Here is a 20,566-nt window from a genome sequence, read left to right as displayed (position 1 = left end):
CGATGGCTGATTAAACGAAGAACATCATTTAAATAATTCATAATGGAGAGGTTAATGTAAGCAATAGGGTTTGATAGCTTAAAGCTATAAAAAATGCTGATAATAAAAAAAGGAATAAGCTTAGCTTATTCCTTCAGTTCTTTAAGGTCGTTTTTGTTGAGCCAGCCCTTGGTGACTTGCCCATCTTTACTCGTATGCGTTACATAAATAAAACCTTTGTCTTCTTCAATGACGTTAAATTTAGCATTGGTCCATAGACCTAGCACTCCATTTTTTTGGGAATTGGCATCTGCTGCATCATAAAAATAAAGGGTTCCTTTTGGCAACTGGTATTTTTTACCTTCGCTAACGATAACCGGAGTAGCCTCTTTTGCCTTTGCTTCTGCTTCCGCACGTTTTGCAGCAGCAGCCATCTGCGCTTCATATTCTTTCTTAAGGCTATCAATTTCTACCTTCTGCGCAGCAGTATCAATCGGAATTGACTGAACCTGTGCTGTGGTATCAGGTTCATAATGGGTTTCATTGTTACTGGTGTCGGCTTTTACAACATTCGTAGAATCCAGCGCTGCCTGATGCAAGGCAGGATCATCCGTCTTCATGAAAAGACCATATACTGAAAGCATGCCCAAGGCGAGGATGGATAGGATCATGATGGCGAAAACAGGTTTCGATACCCTCACTTCGTCCGTTGGGGGAATTACTGGCGTTATTGCTTTTTCCTGCAATGGAACTGGAGCCGGTTGAGCTGGTATTGGAACAGGAGCTATGGCATCTGCACCTCTATGGGTAATGGCTTCTTGTAAAACAGCTCCATTGGCATAACGCTTTTCGGGACGTTTTTCTAAACAGTTTTTAATAATGTGTAACAACCAGTTTGGCACATTCGATTCCTTTTTTCTTTTTTCTGCATCCCAGCTTTCTGGTAAGCGGTTGATCCGAAGGGTTACAGGGTCCGGAACCTCTGCTTCCATATGTGAGATCATGACCTGATTCCTCGAACTTTCGTTCTTGTTGATCAATGGGAAAGGCACCGTTCCTGCAAGCAGTTCGTAAAGGATAATTCCATAGCTGTAGATGTCGGTCTGGAAAAACATCTCGCCATCGTGTTGCTCGGGTGCCATAAATTCCACCGCACCAGCGTGCCTTAGACTGGTCCGACGTTGCTCATCAGACATGATCGCCAATCCAAAATCCAGTAATACATAATTACCGGTTTCGGTATTGAATTTCACATTGTTACTCTTGATATCCCCATGCTTAATGCCAACCCGGTGACAATGAGCCAATGCATTGGCCAATTGTTCAGCCAGCTTAATGACTTCCTGAATCGAAAATATTGGTGGGTGAGGAGGCATGAGCAGTTTCTCGAGGTCAGGACCTTCAATGTACTCCATCTCAATAAAAGGAAAGGAACCACTTTCAGTCAGGCCTGATCCCAGTATTTTTACCACATTAGGATTGGGCACTTCATTCACTTTCTTGAGTTTTTCTACCTCATTTTTAAACCTGATGAAGTTCTTGTCGTCCTCACTTTCCGTATGTATAGGAGTCGGCATAATCTTCACTGCTGTGATGATTGTTCCGATTCTTTTACCCTTGTACACAGAACCCTGTCCACCTGTACTTAGGGCGCCCAGATTTTCTAATCCTTCTGTTATCGTAAAAACTTTACTCATTATACAATATTAATAATTACCAACTTCAATATAACTAAATTCTAAAACTGCGAGCTCACCTAAAATAATCTGATCTCCTTCCTGTAGCGTATGACCTATCTCGGCCACATTTAGTTTTACAGGGGTATGATCGCCTAGCGACCTCATTCTGACTTTATTCCTTGGAGGAATGCCACCTTCATCGGCAAACAACAGAAAAGAGCCTGTATTGTTGTCCCATTCTATGTGTGCATGTTGTCTGCTAATAAATTTATTCGCCTCATTGCTGCTATTGTCATGAAAAGCAATGTGGTTGATCCTGAAAAAGCCATCACTCACCTGAACTTTAGCTGCCCTGCCGATATTGATCTTTCCGTCTGCTGCAGTAATTTTATAGGCCACTTTCTCCGATTCACCATTTAAGGTACGGATATAGGCGGTGTTAGATTTCGTAACCACCACATGTTCCGGTGTTCTGATGTACAATGCCGCATTGATGTTGGCAAATTTTATGGCATCCGCCGGTAATTCTTCCACGAAATTAATCTGCAAAGTCCAGTCTGCTGGTAAATCTATGGCAAAATCATCCACTATGCGCTGGATTTCATTTTTAAATCTGGCTTCATCCTCTACAAAAACGGCTGATTCGTACATGAACCTTTCTGCAGGTAAACAAGCCAGTAGCAGTGCAAGACCTTTGATGTGTTTGCCTTCTCCACCCTCCAGCTTCTGAAGTTCCTGTTTAATGGCATTCAGCAATGCTTCTCTGATGGCTTTTACATCCTGTAATGGTCCTGATTCGCGCTTATTAAATAGATTAAACATACAATCTCTTTTTAAGTTTTTTTCTCTTCTTTACTTAAGTATCCTAGTTTTAACAATGCTGGTATGACGTGCTGACCTGCAAGTCTTACCGCCCTGCTGGAGCCACGGGTAGATTCAATTCTGATACAGACCACAATGTGTCCTTTTCCATTTGCCTTAGGCGCAAAAAAAGTATACCAGCCATCGTTTATTTGTTCGTTCTTCCAGATTCTTTCCGGCGTTCCTGTTTTACCAGCTACCTTTAAGCCCAGTAAACTGGTTTTATTGGCACTTTGTTTCAACATGTAACCAGCAATGGTATTCGCATATTGGGAATCCTTGGCAATTTTAACCGCAGGGTTAATGGAAGTTGCCGAATCGCTTATTTTTAATACATAACGGTTGGCTACCAGTTTGCCATTATTGGCGACACCTGAAACCAATCTGGCAACAGCTGCAGGCGTAGCAATTAGCTCACCCTGACCCCATGCCATTCCTGAAATGCCTTTGGCCCTGGTTCTCCGGATTCTTGCAGGATCATACTTTGGTCTGGTATTAAACTCCGTTTTTTCCCAAAGGGATCTCCATTTGTCTTCCTGTTTGGTATTTGCAGTATCCCTACCATAATAATAGCCACCAACCCCATGTAAAAACATTCCTGTTTTTAAATACAAGCTGGCCATTTCATCTTGCAAATGTTCCTCATTGGCAATTTTAATAAAGTAAACATTATTTGATTTGACAACGGCCTGCTCCATATTGATACGACCTGTTTCATCGGGTTCAATACCTTTGGTTCGAATCCGTTCGGCCATGCTTACGGTAAATGTTCTGTTTGCCGCCTGAGGCCCCATTTTGTTGAAGGCGGCCATTGCAGTCAATACTTTGGCTGTTGAGCCTGGTGGAGTGGCAGTGGTAAAGCCTAAATCTGTAGTCGTATACCATCCAGCCAATTTATTCTGGTCACTGGTACTCATATTCAGTAAATCCCAGTTTTTAAGAGGAGGGAGGGGATAAACTGCCGAAGTAAGGACATCGCCAGTCCCGTCTTCCATGATGACCACTGATACCCGACTGTTTCTGATTGCAGTATCCTGAGCCATGGTATTTTGAATGGTCGTTTGTAGAGCCGCATCTATAGTCAGTTTCACATCCCGGTTACGTTTTTTGAAGGTTTCCACTTCTTCACTATTGATGCCTGACAACAACAATGGTGCTAGGGCAGAATAATCTCTTTTATTGACCGTCATTTCTTTTACTCCTCTCGGCAGAAATCTGTTTTCTCGGTATTTATGCGCATGGGTGTTAAATGAAATTGTTGGTGTTTTAAAGCCCCTCAGTTCGGCAGCATGTTCGTATTCGGCAAAATAACCATTGGTACTTCCGTTAAACACGTTGGTATTGTTATCGCCCACCCAGAAAAACAACTGGTCCTCAAATGGGTAGTAACGATCCATCCGTTTATGTGCTGCTGAATCCAGGTTATAACTGATCCCGGCATTGTGTAGCTCTTGTTGTTGTTTTTTAATGTGATCAGGATTACTTGTCGCCAGAATATGACCATTCCTGTCATATAGGTCGCCAGCCGCCAGTTTGTTCATTAAAATGGCAATTCTAGGATTGTAACTGAACATCCTTGAACCACTTCTGTCGGCCACCAAAGCCGGTTGAACCACCCACTTTTTATTGTGAATGATGTAGCTGGCTACGGTAAGGGTAAGCGATACTATGGCAATGCTTGCAGTGAGTAATGCCGGAACGAGGTTCTTGTCCTGTTGCCGGGTCAGGTATGTCATTTGTACATTCGTGCCTTTTACCAGGGATACTGCAATTAAAAATCCTGCTGCCAGCATATTTGCGACCAATGAGGATCCGCCATAACTGATAAATGGCAATGCCACACCTGATAGTGGTAAGGCACCTGTGGAACCTCCTGCAATGAGCAGAAACTGGACGAATAAACTGATGCCCACTCCGGCGGATAAATAAAAAAGAAAGGGCATGCCGGTTTGCCGGCCAATCAGAATGGACCGGTGCAAGAATATGAGGAACAAAATGAATATGCCTATGATACCTGCCAGACCAAATTCTTCCCCAATAGCTGGTAAAATCATATCGGTATGCGCTTCAGGAATCGTTTTGGCAAAACCTTGTCCAACCCCCTGACCGCTGATGCCGCCACTGGAGATCGCCCATATGCCATTTGCCACCTGATCGCCACCATAGACCTCGTTGTTCCATGGATCCTGCCATATCGATTTACGTTCGCTAAGTCTGTTTACAGGGCCTGGAATCAATTTGTCCAGATAAGGAACCTGATCAATCAATAAGAAGGCAGCCATAACCACAACCATCATGATGGCCGATTCACTGGTCTTTTTGTTGATCACCATGATCAGCGATACCAATGCCAGGGTAGCTAAGGTAGCCAGCCATACATTGAGCAGCCATGCGCTCAGCACATAAATCAGGATGGCAGTTACCATCATCATAAAGTCGCCACGCGAAAAAGAAAAAAGAATGATAAAAGTGAAACAGACCACCATTGCCGGACCAAGATCACCTAGTAGCAGGTACATCAGTATGGCCACAAGGATCGCAATTAAAGCAAAAGAGAAGAAAAACCAGCGTTTTTTCCAGCTGCTATACTCGGTAATGAAACGCTCATTTGAGGCAAAGAAACCGGCAAGGAAAAGGATGATCGCATATTTTACTATTTCACTGGGTTGTACACCAAATAGATTCACTTTTACCCCACTGCCTTCAGGACCGGTACCAAAAATGATGGTAAATACCAGTAAACAGATGGCCATAATTGCCCATTGCCAGCCTTTAGCCTTGCTGTATGCATTTTTTACCAATAACATACGGTACAAACGGGAGTCTACATTGAACCTGCGCATGTTTAATGACAGCATGATTCCAATGCTCAAAATTCCCAGACCATAAAAAATAAGGCTATCCCTGGCCAGGAAACGATCGCGCAATGGATCCTGTAAACTGAGTAGGGTGAGAAAAGAAAAGCCCGTCATCAGCATGATAATGGGTAAGATCAATTGATCAGCCTGGGGATACCTGGCTTGCAGTAGGAAATGAAGTAAAAAGAAACCACTAAAGAAGCAAGCGACAATAATCCAGTACCATTGGTTGTAATTTTCAGGTGTGCGAACAATCAGTGATTTCTCTTTTTTAAGGATTTTGAAATCACGGGTAGAAAAAAGCCGGATGCTGTGCGGGGATTGTTTGAAATTAAGCATCACATCTTTATCCAGTTCCTGTAATCCCTGAGACTTTCCGAACTGGGCACCGGGCTTTAAGGGAAGTACACTATAGGCCTTATTGTCGGGCAGATGTTGGAAATGATAGGCTCCATTTGCATCTGTTCTCAGGTAAGCAATAAAGTCATGAACCTCTTCGTCTTCCGCATAAGCAGTGTCCTGGGGCAGGACCATTTGTAGTCGGATCAAAACACCGCCAACAGGTTTATTCGCGGTGTCAGTGATTTTGCCAGTGATGCTGTAACTGCCTTTAGAGAAGTCTTTTAATGCTGGGACTTGCTGCGGTTTTCTTTGTTCCTGAATGTATTTCAAAGAATCACTACCCGTAAAGCCTAACAACAGCCGGGAAGCAATTACCCTTTCTTTAAAGTTCTTGCCACCGTTTGAAAAAGCAATATCCGCAGGAACAAAAAAATTCCGTTTGTTCAGCTCGCCAATATTATCAATAGCCTCTTTGTTGAGTGAAACCTGGTTGCCTACAACTTCTTCAATCAGGTTAATGTCCTTCTTGTCTTCAAAATAATATCCTTTGGTCAGGAGTTTTTTTATTCGTTTACCGGGCTCAGCATCATTTAAATTCAGCATGGTACCCTCGGTTAAACGGGGCTGCACATCTGCAAATGTTTTTTGTTGGGTAAAATATAGCGTGACAAATAAAGCAGCCAATACCATTGTGCTGAGAAGTAGAAATGTACGCTCAACCTTTCTGTTTTGACTTGTTGCTGTTTTTTTGTCCATGTGGTGATTTAATTAGCGGATGGTGTTTTTAATAGTGTATCTGGTTACTTTTTCTTTACAGCCGGAAGATCTGTTTTGATAAATTGTACGTTTTTCAGCAGGACTCCCTTTTTCTGTAAAGCACTGACATCCTCAAAATTCTCTAAAATAAAGTTTTCCAATAGCGTGCTCTTATTGGCCGGAGAAATCATAAATGCCTGTCCTTTATATCCGGTATCACTTTTAATGACCAGTTTGCTTTCCGCCTTTAGGTATAAGCTATCTCTGTTGATCCTAATGGGTTCAGTAATGAGGATGGGCGATTTAAAAATAGCCGTGTCCAGGATCAGGATATTTCCTTTGAGCTTGTTAAGGGTGTCCTGTAATTTAAAAGCCTGAGAAGGTTCAGCAATTGTGGAGTCAGGAACAGCTTCAGATCTGATGTCTGTGTTCGATTGCTTCCAGAAGAAATAAGCTATCCCTGCAATCACAAGTAAGCCGATTAGCAGTAATAATGGAATTAATTTATTGCCTTGTTTTTTAATGGGTTCCTCAGCCCTGGCTTCATTCCCTATTGGAACTGTCTGCGGCAGGATAGGGGCAACAGATTCTGGAACTGGGGTTAGCGTTTTATTTTTCTTTGGTTGTGATTTTGGTTTTAAAGCTTCATGTATAAATGTGGCTTTATCATTTTTAACCAGTACAACGGTAATGTTATCGCGACCTCCATTGGCATTAGCCATGTTGATTAAAGCTATGCCCTTTTGGACCAGTGTAAGGTCTTGCAAAAGTACATTAGTAATCCCTTCCTTGTTCACCATGTCCGACAATCCATCACTACAAAGGAGGATCAGATCGCCGGGTAGGAAAGGAGACTGACCGGTTTCAATATCTTCTGCATGGCCGGTTATACTGCCTGGAAAACCTAAGGCTTTATTGATCTCGTTGCGTTTCGGATGCTGCATTGCCTGCTCCTCAGTTAAACGCCCTGAATCTTCCAGGAAACCAACGAAAGACTGGTCCTTAGATATTTTTATTAAAGAATTGTCTCTCAGTAAGTAGAGTCTGGTGTCACCTACATGCGCGTAATAGAACAGGTTATTTTTCATATCCACCACTGCCATGCTGAGTACACAGGCCATATCTTCATGTGCTTTTTGCTCCTGTTTGGCTTTTAGGATCTGATCGTTTGCTGCTATCACTGCATCCCGCATCAATTGCAGCAGGTCAGCAGTTGGTTTAGCCATCAGTTTAAGTAGTGTTGCTCTGGCAATTCCGGCAGCCACCTCGCCACCGGAATAACCGCCAACGCCATCTATGACACAAGCCAGAATAAAATCTGTCTCTGCAATTTTCTCGGCAATAAAGGTATCTTCATTATTGCTGCGCACTTTTCCGGTATCGGTTATTCCAAAATAGTTGCTATCCATCATTTTTGTGGGTCGAATTTTTAATGGACATAAAATGTGCGATGAGTAAGACAAAACATATCAGCAATAACGCTAATGACAGGACTTGTGACATATACTAGGCTTTAAATATGTTCATACCAATAATTCCGTTCAGGATAATTCTGGAATTCATCGGTAGTTCTATCCATTTTGGATCATCCGGATTACTTCTTTCCACCAGATTTTCATTTAATATCGTTTTCTCTCCAAATGAAGAAAGGAAGAATTTATCTTCTGTTGAGTGATATCGGATTTGCAGGTGCGGAGAGTTCAGCCATTCAGAAGGAATTTTGAAAACATTTTTATCTTCTCTGTTCTCCTCATTGCCTGAAATGATGATGTCTTTAGACCTCATCAGGTATTCCAGTTTTTGTCCTGCGTAAGCCTTATCAGGCAGGGTAGTTTCAAATCTTGCCAATACGACATTTTCCTCCTGCACTTCCTGCTGCTTCGTCGCAAATTTTAAGTTAGCCAGATAGGGGATTTCATAATAACCTTCGCTGTAAAAGATGAAATCCTTTAGGATATCGTTACTAATATCGAATGTCTGAGCCAGTCCGGTTTGTCTGGGGATAAAAGTAACCCTCAGATTTTCTTGCTTCTGGCCGCCATCTGGCATTAATTTACCAATAAAGCCTTTGTCGCCAGGTTTATAGTCGGGATGAGAAACAAAGCGAAATACCCATTTATTACTGGATGGCTCTACTCTTTTTCCTGTAGCAGCATAATCGTTCAACAGGTCGTAAAACTTCTTTACAGATTCTTGTGCAATGAGTCCGAACAGGCCGTTCCTGTTGTCCATAAATGCACGATAATCCTCCGTATTTAAGCAGATGATATATTCATGATAAAAAACCACGCGTTCCGCAAAGGAAAGTTCGCCAATAGATTCTTTGAATTTCTCTATGATGTAGGTATAAACGGTATCGGGCGTAAGGGGCTCTGCTTTAGCTACCGGATCAGTTTGGTTATTATTGCTTAAAAACCAATCCTGAATACCTATTCGCTGCCAAAAAGAAGGTTTTTCTTCCATTTATAAACGTTTAATGATCTTTGAATTTATTATATAACGGTAAATCTAGGTATTTCAGTGTAAAAATAACTATCCTCTTTGAAAGGTTGAAAACCCAGATCAGCTTGCTTTTTTCATAAGATTGCTGCTGGGATTTCTAATCATGGTGTCCGACTTACATTCCATTGAATTATTCCAGGAGGATGAGGTAAAGGAATCTAAAGACTCCATACTATTGTTATTTCCTTGAATGTGTTCCTTTTTTAACTGATAATTTTGTGTTTATTTCTTTTTGACTAAAAGAAGGTATCTTTCTTGATAGGTTCAGCTGATTTTTAATGAGCCCTGAGCAATTGTTTTTTATCTTTGCCAGTTAAAATTAATTTTCTATTTGATCGCTGTTACCTTCCATGTTTTTACGTTTCCTATTTCTGATTTGTGCGACTACTATTTTCAATTCTTTTTCATCCGACATTACCCAAACAATTAACTATGATCAATTACAGGAAGAGATCTCTGTTTTAAACGGCAACAATCAAAATGAAAAATCTTTAATCAAGCTGGAAGGTATCTTAAACAATCCAAAATCTACAGCCTATGATAAGTATCATGCTTACTTGCAAAAATCTCTAACTTATAAGCAACTGTACAATTATTCCGGTGCGCTGATAAATCTACAAAATGCCTATCATGAAGGTCAATTGAGCCAGCATAAGGTGGAAACGGAAACGCGCATACTCATTGAACGTATACTGATTCATTATGATTTAAATAATGAGAAGGAGTTGTTGGAATCTCTAAAGCAGGTAGATCCTCAGCACCTCCATTATGTACAGAAAGAGACACTTGCCTTTTACATCTGTATCCTAGGTCAACTGGAGCTCAAAAAAGGGAATTATATTGCTGCTGAAAAACATTTTGACGCTGGGATCAGGCTTTTGGAACAACAAAACCCAAAGCATTTACCAGTGTTATATAAAGCCAAAATTCAACTGTATAACAAATTAAAAGATAAGCAAAAAGCACAGGAAGCGTTTGATAACGGCTATGATAATGCAAATAAGTATGGGATAGATATCTATAAAATTACGATGCTTGAAAGTATGATTCTCTTCTACGTTGGGAATGGTGATTTTAAAAATGCCTATGAAGTACAAAAACAGGTAAGTGAGGAAAGACGTCAGTATGATGCTGCAAATCGTAGTGGAAAATTGAACCAGTTAGAGAAAGAACTCTTACAAGAGCGTAATTTGGAAGAAAGTAGTAATCAAAAGAAGATCACCTTACTTTATATTTATGTGATCATCCTGTTATTGGGTTTGATCATTGCTTTGTTTAAATTGAATAAAGCAAATAAGCAGCGTCGTCTTTCTACTGAAAAGGAATTGGAACTTTTGCGTTTTCGCTTATTAAAGGATGCCAATCAACCAGACGCAGAGGAAAGCACCGCATTGTTGAGCACTATTGATGTTTCTAAATTGAAGCCTCGTCATTTAAAAATTATTGAACTGGTTCGTGAGGGGAAAACGAATAAAGAAATTGCCGCCGAATTGTTTATCTCAGATAATACAGTGAAATATCATCTCAAAACTATATATGATATTTTAGAGGTCAACAGCCGCTCGGCACTGATGTAATCTCCCTTATCTTAACCGCTCAAACAGGCCCTTGTAGTTTTTACAGGGGCTTAGTTATTTTAGCCCTGAGATTTAAGGTGTTTTTTGTTTAACGATCTTAAGATTAATGTCTTGATGGTGTAAATCCTGCTGTACTACCCATTCCACTACCCAGCCTTTTGTACTGAAAACTACCTTCAGACTACCTTTAAACTACCTTTTGAGGGCTTGGAAGCGCTGTTTAAATAGCTAAACTTTGCGGCTTTACCAATCACAAATTTTCATTACCATTTTTATCAAATCATGATTAAAAAATCATTTTACATTGCGTCATTATTCTTATGTAGCCTTTCTATAAAAGCTCAGGAAAAGATCGGTGTCGCATTTATTCCTATGTCCTTCGATGAGGAAACAGTTTCGAAGATGGAAGTCAAAATCATTCAGGAAACCATTATCAACTCATTTGTAGCTTCTAAAAGATTTACTGTGGTAGATCGCAGCAACCTGGAGAGCCTGGAGAAGGAGAAAAAATTACAAAGAACAGAAGCCTTCATGGATAGTAAGGAGTCTTTTAAAGATGGGGTAAGCAAAGGAGCCAGTTTTATGGTTGAAGGCAATATTCTGGGGATAAAGCATACCAACAAGAAAGATAAATGGAACAGTAATGTGACTATACAATTAAAAGTTCTGGACGTGTCGACAGGTGAAATCATAACTACTGAAAGTATCAATTCTGAACCTGTTGCGGAAGCAGAAGATCTAAAAGCAATCATCAAAGCCCATTATCATAAGGATGAGATGAAAGCGATGGAAGCCAGAGAAACTCAATTAAACCAATTAAAAGACAATTCAGATGCCTCCTTTAAAGTTGCTTTGGAGCGCTTAAGTGATAATGTAAAGCGCTTTACAGGTAAAAACTTTCCGATGCGCATAGAGATTGTGGAGTGGATTGGCAAAGGTGGAAAACCGCAATCTGCGAAAGATGGAAATTTCAAAGGCCCATATAAGAATTTTGTCATTGCTGCGGGGTCAAATTTAGGAATCAATAAAGGACAATTGTTGGAAATTGTCGCTAAGAACATGGTCAGTGTAGGTGGAAAAGCCATCGAAAGACAACAAAAAATCGGTGCTGCATGGGTGTTTAGTGTAGACGATGGAAACTTCTCCAGCGCAACGATAATTGAGGGGGAGAAAAACATCAAAAAGGCGGTTACTGACAAAGTAACATTCGGTGTCTTAACAAAATAATAAATGACTAAATAATTCAAATAAAAATGAGAAAAATTAAATTTTTGGTACTGTTAGGCTTTGGCTTATCTGTATCTAGCTGTTCTAAAAAACTATTGACAAATCCTTATTCGAATTCTTCGGTGATTAATCACGATGCACAAGGTTTGGTGACGCTAAGAGGAGTTAGTGATGAATTTCCGAACAATTCAAAGAATGAAGGACATGAAGTGGCACTTAAGGATGCACATAAGAAAGCTTTGCAGCAATTGTTTTATATGGGATTTCCTGGGACGGATTTTAAAAATCCAATGATCCGCAAAGGAAAATCCATTGAAAATGATAACAAAGCGTTTTTTGATAAGTTCTGGAAAAGTGATTATAAGCAGTTTGTTACGAACTCCAATCCAACCTTTTATACCTGTTCGGGCAACACAAAATGTGTTTCTGCAGTGGTAGAATTTAAATTGAATTACAATGCTTTACGTACGGAACTTGAACGCAATAAAGTGTTAAATAAAATCGGTTTCTAATATGAGAAGAATATTTGCAAGTACAGTACTTTGCATAGTTCTGGCTTTTTTTATTCCAAATGCTCAGGCGCAAATCGCAGCGACCAGAAGTACGGAGATGACTCGGGCTGCTGCAAAGATTATGGTGGTACCCTATAATAAGCAGGACGAGAATATTCAAACTGTTTTAGATAATAATCCTGCCATCCGTACTGCAGTATCAAAAGTGAAGGAAGCATTTGATCAACGGGGATGGTCTACCGTAGATTTTGTAGCGAATTTGCGTGCTGCACAAGCCAATGCTGCTTTTACAGCGGATAGACAAGCCACTTTCAAATCGGATTTGTTGAGTGGGTCTGGTGCTGATTTTTATGTGCAGGTTGATGTGCAGAACAGTACGGATGATGCAGGAACCAATATTACTTTAAATGTAACGGCATTTGAAACGCACTCAGGGGCAAGTTTCTCAAATCAAACCGCTTCAAGTGGACGATTTGCTACCAACGATGTAGAGAAACTTATCATTAAAGCTTTTGAAAAGATGCAGGAAGAATTCATGAATAACCTGATGGTAAAAACGGATGAAATCAGGGATATCGGTAGAGCATTGGTAATTCATTTCAATCTGGATGAAAATTGTAAGATAGATTTTGATGCCGAATTGGATGGAGGTAGCTTTTTAAATGAGGCCATTGAAGAGTGGATTTCTGCAAATGCATTTAGAGGCAGAGCCAATTTAGCGGGTATTGTTGAAAATAAAATGATATTCGACGAGGTTCGTATTCCCTTGTTCGACCAGGAGACGGATAAGCCTTATAATCCAAATAAATTTGCAAACGAAATCATTCGGTTCTTAAAAAGCAAAAACTTAACCGCAACCCGGAACGTGAAAGGTCAGAGCTTGTTTGTGACGATTAAGTAAGGATTTATGAAAAGAATGCTGTTAAATATGATGTTGCTCGTTTTTTCAGGCACAACGATTTTCGCGCAAGCCATAAAGGTAAGTTCCATTGGTTACAGTGTGAGTACGCCGGAGGGAGATGGACTGGTCCTGAAAAAACACTACGAATCCCTGGTAGGGCAGTTAAAGAGTAATTTCAGGAATCGACTGAGTTTTTCCAACCAATCGCCTTTTACCATCCTTCCTAAAATTAATGTGCTGAGCAATATGACCGCCGGAGATATGGGAGAGGTTAAAGTGATGAAAATACAGGTTCAACTGAGCATTGAGAATCCGGAACTTCAGTTGACCTTTAATACCTTTAGCAAAACCACGATTGCCACCGCAAATGATGTAGATGCGGCCATCGCCAAGGTGATTCAGGAGATCAGACCCAGTGATAAAAAATTCAATGAATTCTTAGCATCCGGAGAACAATTGATCCAAAATTTCTACCAGGAAAACTGTCCGAAGATTTTAAAGTCGGCCAAAGTAAACATTGACCGAAAAGAGTTTAGCAAGGCTTTTGCCTTATTGCGCTATGTTCCAGAGGAAATGGGCTGCTATAAAGAGGTAGAAAAGTTAATTACCTCCATTTATCAGGAGCAGAAAAATGAATATTGTAGTCATCAGTTGCTCAAAGCGAAACTAGAGGAATCAAAGGAAGGTTATGATAAAGCTTTAACTTACCTGCGCTTTGTAGATCCGGCGGCCGACTGTTATCAGGAAGTTTCTGCTTTGATCCAACAGATTGGGACCCGGGTCAATCAGGAAACCATCAGGCAGTTTGAAAAGGAGAAAGACATTTTTGAAAAGAAATCTGAAATTGAAAAAATGAAAATCCTGATTTCCAATACTGAGGAGATTGCAGTACACCTTCATGATAAAATTTAATACCATCCTTTTAAGGAACGGATATGGGCTGTATCAAATTGGTACAGCCCATTTTTTTTTAAAGAAAAATACTGATTGCATTAAGAATTGATTATTCCAGCTTCTGCTTCTAATTTTTTGATGATGATTCCTTTTGCAAGCGTAAACGCATAATCTTTTGCTTCAGCAAAAGAGAGGTCATATTTACGTGGGATATCATTCACTTCAGCAGGAAGCGCGGATAATAGTTTGTCATAATATTGGTCCAGGATTTTCCTGGAAGGAAGTTCGAAATTGAGCTGAAGTTGAAATCGTCTTAACAAGGCCTGGTCAATCAGTTCCGGATGATTGGTCGCAGCAATCAATACCGCATTTTCAGGATAGTAATCGATCAATTGTAGGAGGGTATTCACCAATCTTCTCATTTCCCCAACATCTTTGTCATCAGTACTTCTTTCTTTGCCAATCTGATCAAATTCATCCAGAAACAGCACTGCTTGCTCTTTTCCAGCTTTGTCAAAGATCATTTTCAGGTTTTGTGAAGTTTCACCAATACGTGATCTGATGATCGTACTCAGATTAAGAATGAGTATTTTTTTCTGAAGTGCATTTGCAATTGCTTTGGCCGACATGGTTTTGCCGCAGCCAGATTTACCGTGTAACAAGACCTTATTGTTAACCGGTAGTCCATATTTACGTAATTCCTCCTGGTAGGTGTTTTCTTTGATCAGCTGTTCAAAATTAGATTTATTGGCTTCATCCAGAAAAATGTCATTCAACAATACAGGCTCTTTATCATTGATGATAAAATCAATCACGTTCATATTTGTTTATAATTTAATGGTCATCGGATCTGCAGCAAAGTTATGACAATTATGGTCAGAGAAAGGGGATCAGTTTTGAGAAATACAACTAAGGTCTGAATAGGATTAAAGAAAATTAACGCGCTCATCTATATAGACATTAAAATGCTTTGAATATTGTGTGTTATCAGATTTATTAGAATCCTTCAGCTATAATTTCAAGCAACTGTCTGTTTTTAATAATAACCTTTCTGGCTTCATTGGATATGATGTGCTGTTCTTTAAAGAAAGTAAGTACTCTGACTACCGTCTCTTCTGTGGTTTCTGAATAGCTCGCTATGTCAGATTTTGAAAGAGTAATTACTGGTTCAGGAGCCGCAGATCGATATTTTTCATTCAATATAAGCAGAATCAGTGCAATTCTTTCTTTAGTTGATTTATGAGATAAGGATCCTATCAGATTGATCCAAACATTGAATTCGAAACTTAGGATCTCCACTAAATTAAAAGATAAATTAGGTGAACGTTTGGCGATATCCAAAAAACCTCTTCCATTGAAGATTTCAATCTCACTATCCTCCAAAATAAATGCAGAGACAGGGTGTTTTTCATTGCATAGGATGGGTCTAAAACCAAAGCACTCTCCAACAGTGTAGATATAAACTATACGACTCTTGCCATCTGCGCCAGTCTGTTGTATTTTTATCTTTCCTTTCTTTACAAGGTATACAGCTTTTGGCATGCTTCCCTCACGGTACAGTTCTTCTCCCTTTTTTAATTTTGCAAGTTTTGAAATGCCCTTCAATTCATCCATGTATACAGGCAGTACAGATTTAAATAAGGTATCACTCTTGAAATGATACTTAGAAATGTCAAAATTCATATGTAAATATATTTATCTATGGTTGATGATCGTCAACTTTTATTGTTTTAAAATACTGTTTTTTTGTTTTGAAGTAAAACGAATTATTCAACTAAACCTATAAAAAAATGAAAACGAAATCTTTTACCCAAACTCTTTGCCTGATATTCTTTATGGTATTATTACTCTCTTCCTGTTCCAAAAAGTTTGTGATGCAAAATTCAGGCATTGCTCCTGCCGCATATGCGATTGCTAAAGTAGATAAAGGCGATAATGATAATTATAAAGTTGAGATAAAGGTAACTCATCTGGCACCATCAAAAGACCTCCATCCTTCCAGAAAAACTTATGTAGTATGGATGGAGACAGATAAAAATGGAACTAAAAATATTGGTCAGCTCCAGAGCAGTTCTAGTATGTTCTCCAGACTTTTAAAAGGTTACCTGGAAACTTTTACATCCTTTAAACCGGTTGGCTTTTTTATCACTGCTGAAAATGAACCTGCAATTAGTTATCCAGGGTCTATGGTGATTTTTAAATCCAACTAATGGGTTTGCAAAAATTATACTGTTTATTAAAAGGGTTAAAAAAACAATTATGGCACAGCAACTAAATCCACGTAAATTTAAACGTACAATCGCTTTCCTGGCTAAATATAAACTTGCATTAGTGATACTAATTGCCCTTCTCATAAACGGTATAATTTGGTTATGGAATGATCTTCATTTCAAAACGGTTAAAGACCGTGCAAATAAACAGTACTCACAGCAACAGTTCGAGGAATTCAAGTTACTCGCAAGGCCATATGTCTGGGCCATACGCGGAGAAATGCTGAATAAAAACCATCAGCAAATTGACCTTTATGGAGCAGAGATGATCCGTCAAAAAGGATTTGAATCCATTATGGTATCTGATGCGGATGGCTTTATCATCAGTGCAACTGATAAGAAAGTAGAAGGGAAGTATATCTTTACACTGATAGATAGTGTTCTTTTAGCTAAAGATTCTACTACAGTGAATCGGCTAAATGACAGCCTTGCTGTAATAAATAGTCCAATTATGGGTTTTAATAGCCGTTTGGGAACATTAACACTTTTTAGAAAAATATATCGGTTTAAATACCAATAGAAATTCCCAAACCTAATTTTTATAAGCATGGCAGCAGTATTGAAAAATGCATATGTCGTGATATTTATGGATATTAATATGCCAATAATGGATGGTTTGGAACTCTCCTGCAGGAATACGAAAATGGGCGACTAGCAAAAGAAAGTAGTCTATATTATCGCTTTAACCGCCTCTATTGCTGAAATCAATTGAGCCTAATGATTTGGAACCACGGCTTCATCATGTTGCTAGATTGAAAAGCTTAGGCTCAAATAAAAATCCCTACAAATTCTGGATCTGCAGGGATTCTTATTATGAGCTCTTCTTTTATTAAAGCTTACTTTTTAATTCTTTGCTCATTTCCTGAGCAGTTTCCAGGTGCTTTTTCAATATGGGCAATTGCTTTAAGCTAAACTCCCTCAATTCGGAGCTATTAGAATTACTAGCTACTACATAAAGGTTAACCAATTTTCTGTTGCTTTCTGTCATTATTTTGATAAAATCAAGATCTGTTTTAGGAGTACCGACTAGAATGATCTCTTTTTCCAGTATAACGTTCTTATTTGAAGCCAGTTTCTTAAGTTCCTTTAGGATATCAGCGTGATCGCCAGCAATCATACTGGTATAATCTTTTACTTTATCTTTTGTAGATACACGGGCCATTTTATTGCTCATATTGATCTCCATTTGTTGAGCGACTGCCATCAGATTGATCAATTCTGCATCGGTCAAAGATTCCAGATCCTGTGATTTCTCTTTCGCAATTATATTCGCCCGTCCAATTGCATTACTTGCTATGTTGCTGGCATTGCTCCTTGAACCTGCAGGTCTTGGTTGGTTAATTCCTGGGGTTAATCCGTCACCACTGGCATTGATTACAGATCTGCTGGGATTTTTTATATCCGGGCTAATCGTTGTAATTTTATTCCGTTTTCTTTTTCCCTCTGCAGTTGGATTTCTGGAGGTCGAACAAGAATAGAACAGGCAGGATAACAACAGGGAAGCGGTGATGATGCGAAGTGTGTTCATGGGTACTTAATTAGGTAGTATGCTAAATCAAGATAAAGCAATAACACAAAGATAAGTTAAATTGAAATGCATCCGGCTCAAAAAAATGCTGATATAGATTAATTTATCCCAATAATTTTAGCCTTAAAATTCAAAACAACTGAAAAAAGAAAAGCGGAAATGATCTCCGATCATCCCCGCTTTATCTAAATTAACGCTCTCATATATAAAGACGCTTAATTTGACTGTATATTGTGTCGTCTGTAAAATAAAATTACTTATTTACTTAGGCGCTCCAGCGCCTGCTCCACCGCATCCAGAAAATTAACTTGTCGGCCTCTATTGCTTTCGTAAATAAAGTCTTTAATGCTATTTCCCGGATATTTACCAAAATCACCAACTATGGCTAATTGAATTCTGTAATTAGATACTTTTTGCAGAATCTCTCCAGCAATGCCATTTTTTAGGTCAAAGAAATCAGCTGTAATACATCGTTCATGAATAATGATCTTATCAAAGTCCTGATAATACAGGTCAACCATCAGTTGTAATGCTTCTTCGGCATTGGTTATGATCAGTGAATCAGATTTCACTTCCGCGATTTTTACTGCTCCATTTTGGTGCACTTCTATTTCCATAAACACTAAACTCGACATTAATTTATAAAAGACAAACTTATATAAGGAGTCTTATCATGATCTACGAAAGAAGGATAGGACATCGCTTTCCTGCCGATCTTAAGGAAAACATAAATTGAACCCTCAATAATAATAATTCACAGGATTTTCGGTTAATTTTGCCTGATGAAAGCAGCAAAAAAAGAACTGATGCAAGAACCTGTGGATCGTGATATTTTTGATAGGTTAAGGTCCGGAGGACCTATCCGGTTAAACGATCCGGAATATTTCAAAATAAGCGAGGTGCTGAGCAACACGATGAAGTGCTCTCAGCAGCTGAATACGGCGACTGATTTGGATCAGGTACGCCATCATTTAGCTGAGATTATTGGAGAAGAAATAGACAAGAGTACCACTGTTTTCATTCCCTTTTACACCAACTTTGGCAGATTTATTAAGATCGGAAAAAACGTTTTCATCAATCATGGCTGTTCATTCCTGGATTTGGGAGGGATTACGATCGAAGATGGAGTGCTGATTGGCCCCGGTGTGAAATTGGTCACAGAAAGTCATCCACTGGACCCAAATGATAGAACTGCGCTAATTACAAAGCCAGTTACCATTAAACAGCAGGCATGGATTGGTGCAGGAGCCATTATATTACCTGGAGTAACCATAGGAAAAAACGCTGTGGTCGCCGCTGGTGCTGTAGTTTCAAAAGATGTACCGGACAATATGATTGTGGCTGGGGTACCGGCGAGAATAGTGAAATCCATCAATGATTAGTAAAAAATCAAACTGACAAATCTGATCAGTTGTCGATCAAGGAAAGCTATATGCGGCTCTTTAAGGAATGCTGGAAATACCATCAAATAAAAAAGCATTCAAAGCGCGCGCCTCTTTGAATGCTTTTTAAGGATAATAGCCTCAACTATGGACAAGTAGCGCTGCCTTCTGCAATGCAGAAATTTGCAAAGCGAACCTCCTCATCCCTTAATTGAGAAGCATTATTCAGGCTGCGGTAAATGCCCCATTTCGGCCGACAAAAGGTCGTTCCGGTTCTCCATAAATCGATGTTGGAATTGCTATAGGACATCAAACTGCTGCCATCACTTACTTTGTTGATCGTGATGTTGTAGGTTCCTGAAGAGCCATATTTAATGGTTTCTACCACTTCTACCCAATTGCCTTTGAAAGGAGCCAGATTAACGACCTTAACTTTAGTGGTTGTACCCGAAGAATTGATGTGTATCAGCTCCATTTTGTCGGTGTTGTTAGCTCCGTACCGAGGCGTAATGGTGATTAAAGGAGAGGCATCATCACCGTCGCCGGCTTTGATCTGGTGAAGGTGGGTAAAGCTGGAAGAAGCTTTAAAAGCAGCATCTATTTTAAATTTCCAGCGATAAGTAACCGTTTCTCCATTAGTGGCTTTAAGGTTCGCTGGAGAAGGGCCATAAGTTTTAATTTCTGTCCGCTGACGGTCAGTGGCCTGACATCTGTCGTCGTCTAACGCAACATGTGCAGAAAATACAAATACATTGGTGTTAAGGCCAGTATCAAAGGCCTCAGAGATGTGATCCTGGGCATGTCCGCAATCAGGTACTTCATAGGCCGTTCCGCCCAGTACGCTATTGAGTAAACTGTAGGTATTCCCTGGGCCATCGGCATTTAATGTCACACCAACTGCCAGAATGGAATTAGTTGATTCGGTTTTATTGGTTAACTGCAATGATTCCGGCTTTTCAGCATCTTGAATGCCGCTTTTACAAGAACTAAATATCAGTCCTGTCAGCAATAAGCTTAAACATTTAATTTTCATTTAGGATGAATTTAAAATTGTGGTTTACAAATGGTTAGTTCGTGAATCGGCCAATCGCACAATATAAATTTTGTGATTTAATTTAAATTATTGGTCAATATTGAAATTTATTTAATTAACCATATGCGTATTTTACTAAACGTAAACAGCATTTGAGTTGCATTCATATTTTTAGTATGATTGCAGGTCTGGGGATATAAATCTTGGAGGAATATAATTTATAATCCCTTCTATATCATATAATAAGTTCCGTTATTGGTATTAA

At 39.4% G+C, this 20,566-nt stretch carries 18 protein-coding genes; 8 read left to right on the top strand and 10 right to left on the bottom strand.

What is annotated here, in order from left to right:
- Positions 1-125: 125 nt before the first annotated feature.
- The 5 genes from R2Q94_RS16735 to R2Q94_RS16715 all read right to left on the bottom strand — a co-directional run bounded on the left by R2Q94_RS16735 (position 126) and on the right by R2Q94_RS16715 (position 8,938).
- Complete coding sequence (locus R2Q94_RS16735) at positions 126-1,676, bottom strand: serine/threonine-protein kinase (RefSeq protein ID WP_316822615.1); 1,551 nt, start codon at positions 1,674-1,676, stop codon at positions 126-128.
- Between the two features lie 9 nt (positions 1,677-1,685).
- The gene (locus tag R2Q94_RS16730) at positions 1,686-2,480 is read right to left on the bottom strand and encodes an FHA domain-containing protein (protein WP_316822614.1); all 795 of its coding nucleotides are present in this window, start codon (positions 2,478-2,480) and stop codon (positions 1,686-1,688) included.
- A gap of 11 nt (positions 2,481-2,491) precedes the next feature.
- The gene (locus R2Q94_RS16725) at positions 2,492-6,475 is read right to left on the bottom strand and encodes an FtsW/RodA/SpoVE family cell cycle protein (RefSeq protein WP_316822613.1); all 3,984 of its coding nucleotides are present in this window, start codon (positions 6,473-6,475) and stop codon (positions 2,492-2,494) included.
- Between the two features lie 44 nt (positions 6,476-6,519).
- On the bottom strand, positions 6,520-7,887 hold the full coding sequence (locus tag R2Q94_RS16720) for a PP2C family protein-serine/threonine phosphatase (protein WP_316822612.1): 1,368 nt from the start codon (positions 7,885-7,887) through the stop codon (positions 6,520-6,522).
- A 94-nt stretch (positions 7,888-7,981) separates the two neighbouring features.
- Positions 7,982-8,938 (bottom strand): hypothetical protein, encoded by a 957-nt coding sequence (locus R2Q94_RS16715; RefSeq protein WP_316822611.1) that lies wholly within the window; start codon positions 8,936-8,938, stop codon positions 7,982-7,984.
- 389 nt (positions 8,939-9,327) lie between these two features.
- Between R2Q94_RS16715 and R2Q94_RS16710 the strand changes: the two genes are divergently transcribed.
- The 5 genes from R2Q94_RS16710 to R2Q94_RS16690 all read left to right on the top strand — a co-directional run bounded on the left by R2Q94_RS16710 (position 9,328) and on the right by R2Q94_RS16690 (position 14,106).
- Positions 9,328-10,554, top strand: a complete 1,227-nt coding sequence (locus R2Q94_RS16710; RefSeq protein ID WP_316822610.1) for a LuxR C-terminal-related transcriptional regulator — start codon at positions 9,328-9,330, stop codon at positions 10,552-10,554.
- Positions 10,555-10,836: 282 nt separating this feature from the next.
- On the top strand, positions 10,837-11,781 hold the full coding sequence (locus tag R2Q94_RS16705) for a CsgG/HfaB family protein (protein ID WP_316822609.1): 945 nt from the start codon (positions 10,837-10,839) through the stop codon (positions 11,779-11,781).
- A gap of 26 nt (positions 11,782-11,807) precedes the next feature.
- Complete coding sequence (locus R2Q94_RS16700) at positions 11,808-12,293, top strand: hypothetical protein (protein WP_316822608.1); 486 nt, start codon at positions 11,808-11,810, stop codon at positions 12,291-12,293.
- Position 12,294: 1 nt separating this feature from the next.
- Positions 12,295-13,194: a DUF6175 family protein gene (locus R2Q94_RS16695; RefSeq protein ID WP_316822607.1), complete on the top strand. Its 900-nt coding sequence runs from the start codon at positions 12,295-12,297 to the stop codon at positions 13,192-13,194.
- Positions 13,195-13,200: 6 nt separating this feature from the next.
- Positions 13,201-14,106, top strand: coding sequence for a hypothetical protein (locus tag R2Q94_RS16690; protein WP_316822606.1), 906 nt, complete (start codon positions 13,201-13,203; stop codon positions 14,104-14,106).
- Between the two features lie 80 nt (positions 14,107-14,186).
- Here R2Q94_RS16690 and R2Q94_RS16685 read toward each other — a convergent pair whose 3' ends face one another.
- Both R2Q94_RS16685 and R2Q94_RS16680 read right to left on the bottom strand, forming a co-directional pair.
- Entirely contained in the window at positions 14,187-14,909 is a 723-nt protein-coding gene (locus R2Q94_RS16685) for an ATP-binding protein (protein ID WP_316822605.1), read from the bottom strand.
- A gap of 175 nt (positions 14,910-15,084) precedes the next feature.
- Positions 15,085-15,771, bottom strand: a complete 687-nt coding sequence (locus R2Q94_RS16680; RefSeq protein ID WP_316822604.1) for a Crp/Fnr family transcriptional regulator — start codon at positions 15,769-15,771, stop codon at positions 15,085-15,087.
- Positions 15,772-15,878: 107 nt separating this feature from the next.
- Between R2Q94_RS16680 and R2Q94_RS16675 the strand changes: the two genes are divergently transcribed.
- On the top strand, positions 15,879-16,298 hold the full coding sequence (locus tag R2Q94_RS16675; RefSeq protein WP_316822603.1) for a hypothetical protein: 420 nt from the start codon (positions 15,879-15,881) through the stop codon (positions 16,296-16,298).
- Positions 16,299-16,347: 49 nt separating this feature from the next.
- Positions 16,348-16,878 (top strand): hypothetical protein, encoded by a 531-nt coding sequence (locus tag R2Q94_RS16670; protein ID WP_316822602.1) that lies wholly within the window; start codon positions 16,348-16,350, stop codon positions 16,876-16,878.
- A gap of 309 nt (positions 16,879-17,187) precedes the next feature.
- On the opposite strand, the gene R2Q94_RS16665 is transcribed toward R2Q94_RS16670, so the two are convergent.
- Together R2Q94_RS16665 and R2Q94_RS16660 are read right to left on the bottom strand one after the other, a co-directional pair.
- The gene (locus R2Q94_RS16665) at positions 17,188-17,886 is read right to left on the bottom strand and encodes a DUF4142 domain-containing protein (protein ID WP_316822601.1); all 699 of its coding nucleotides are present in this window, start codon (positions 17,884-17,886) and stop codon (positions 17,188-17,190) included.
- Between the two features lie 257 nt (positions 17,887-18,143).
- Positions 18,144-18,521: a DUF4180 domain-containing protein gene (locus R2Q94_RS16660; RefSeq protein WP_316822600.1), complete on the bottom strand. Its 378-nt coding sequence runs from the start codon at positions 18,519-18,521 to the stop codon at positions 18,144-18,146.
- A gap of 147 nt (positions 18,522-18,668) precedes the next feature.
- Here R2Q94_RS16660 and R2Q94_RS16655 point away from each other — a divergent pair, with 147 nt between their 5' ends.
- Complete coding sequence (locus R2Q94_RS16655; protein WP_316822599.1) at positions 18,669-19,268, top strand: DapH/DapD/GlmU-related protein; 600 nt, start codon at positions 18,669-18,671, stop codon at positions 19,266-19,268.
- A gap of 145 nt (positions 19,269-19,413) precedes the next feature.
- Here R2Q94_RS16655 and R2Q94_RS16650 read toward each other — a convergent pair whose 3' ends face one another.
- Positions 19,414-20,301, bottom strand: a complete 888-nt coding sequence (locus R2Q94_RS16650) for a heparin lyase I family protein (protein ID WP_316822598.1) — start codon at positions 20,299-20,301, stop codon at positions 19,414-19,416.
- Positions 20,302-20,566 lie beyond the last annotated feature (265 nt).

This window comes from Pedobacter gandavensis, from assembly GCF_032678465.1.
GTDB lineage: Bacteria > Bacteroidota > Bacteroidia > Sphingobacteriales > Sphingobacteriaceae > Pedobacter > Pedobacter gandavensis_B.
Note: the sequence above shows the minus strand (reverse complement) of the source record. Positions and strands in the feature narration are given on the sequence as shown.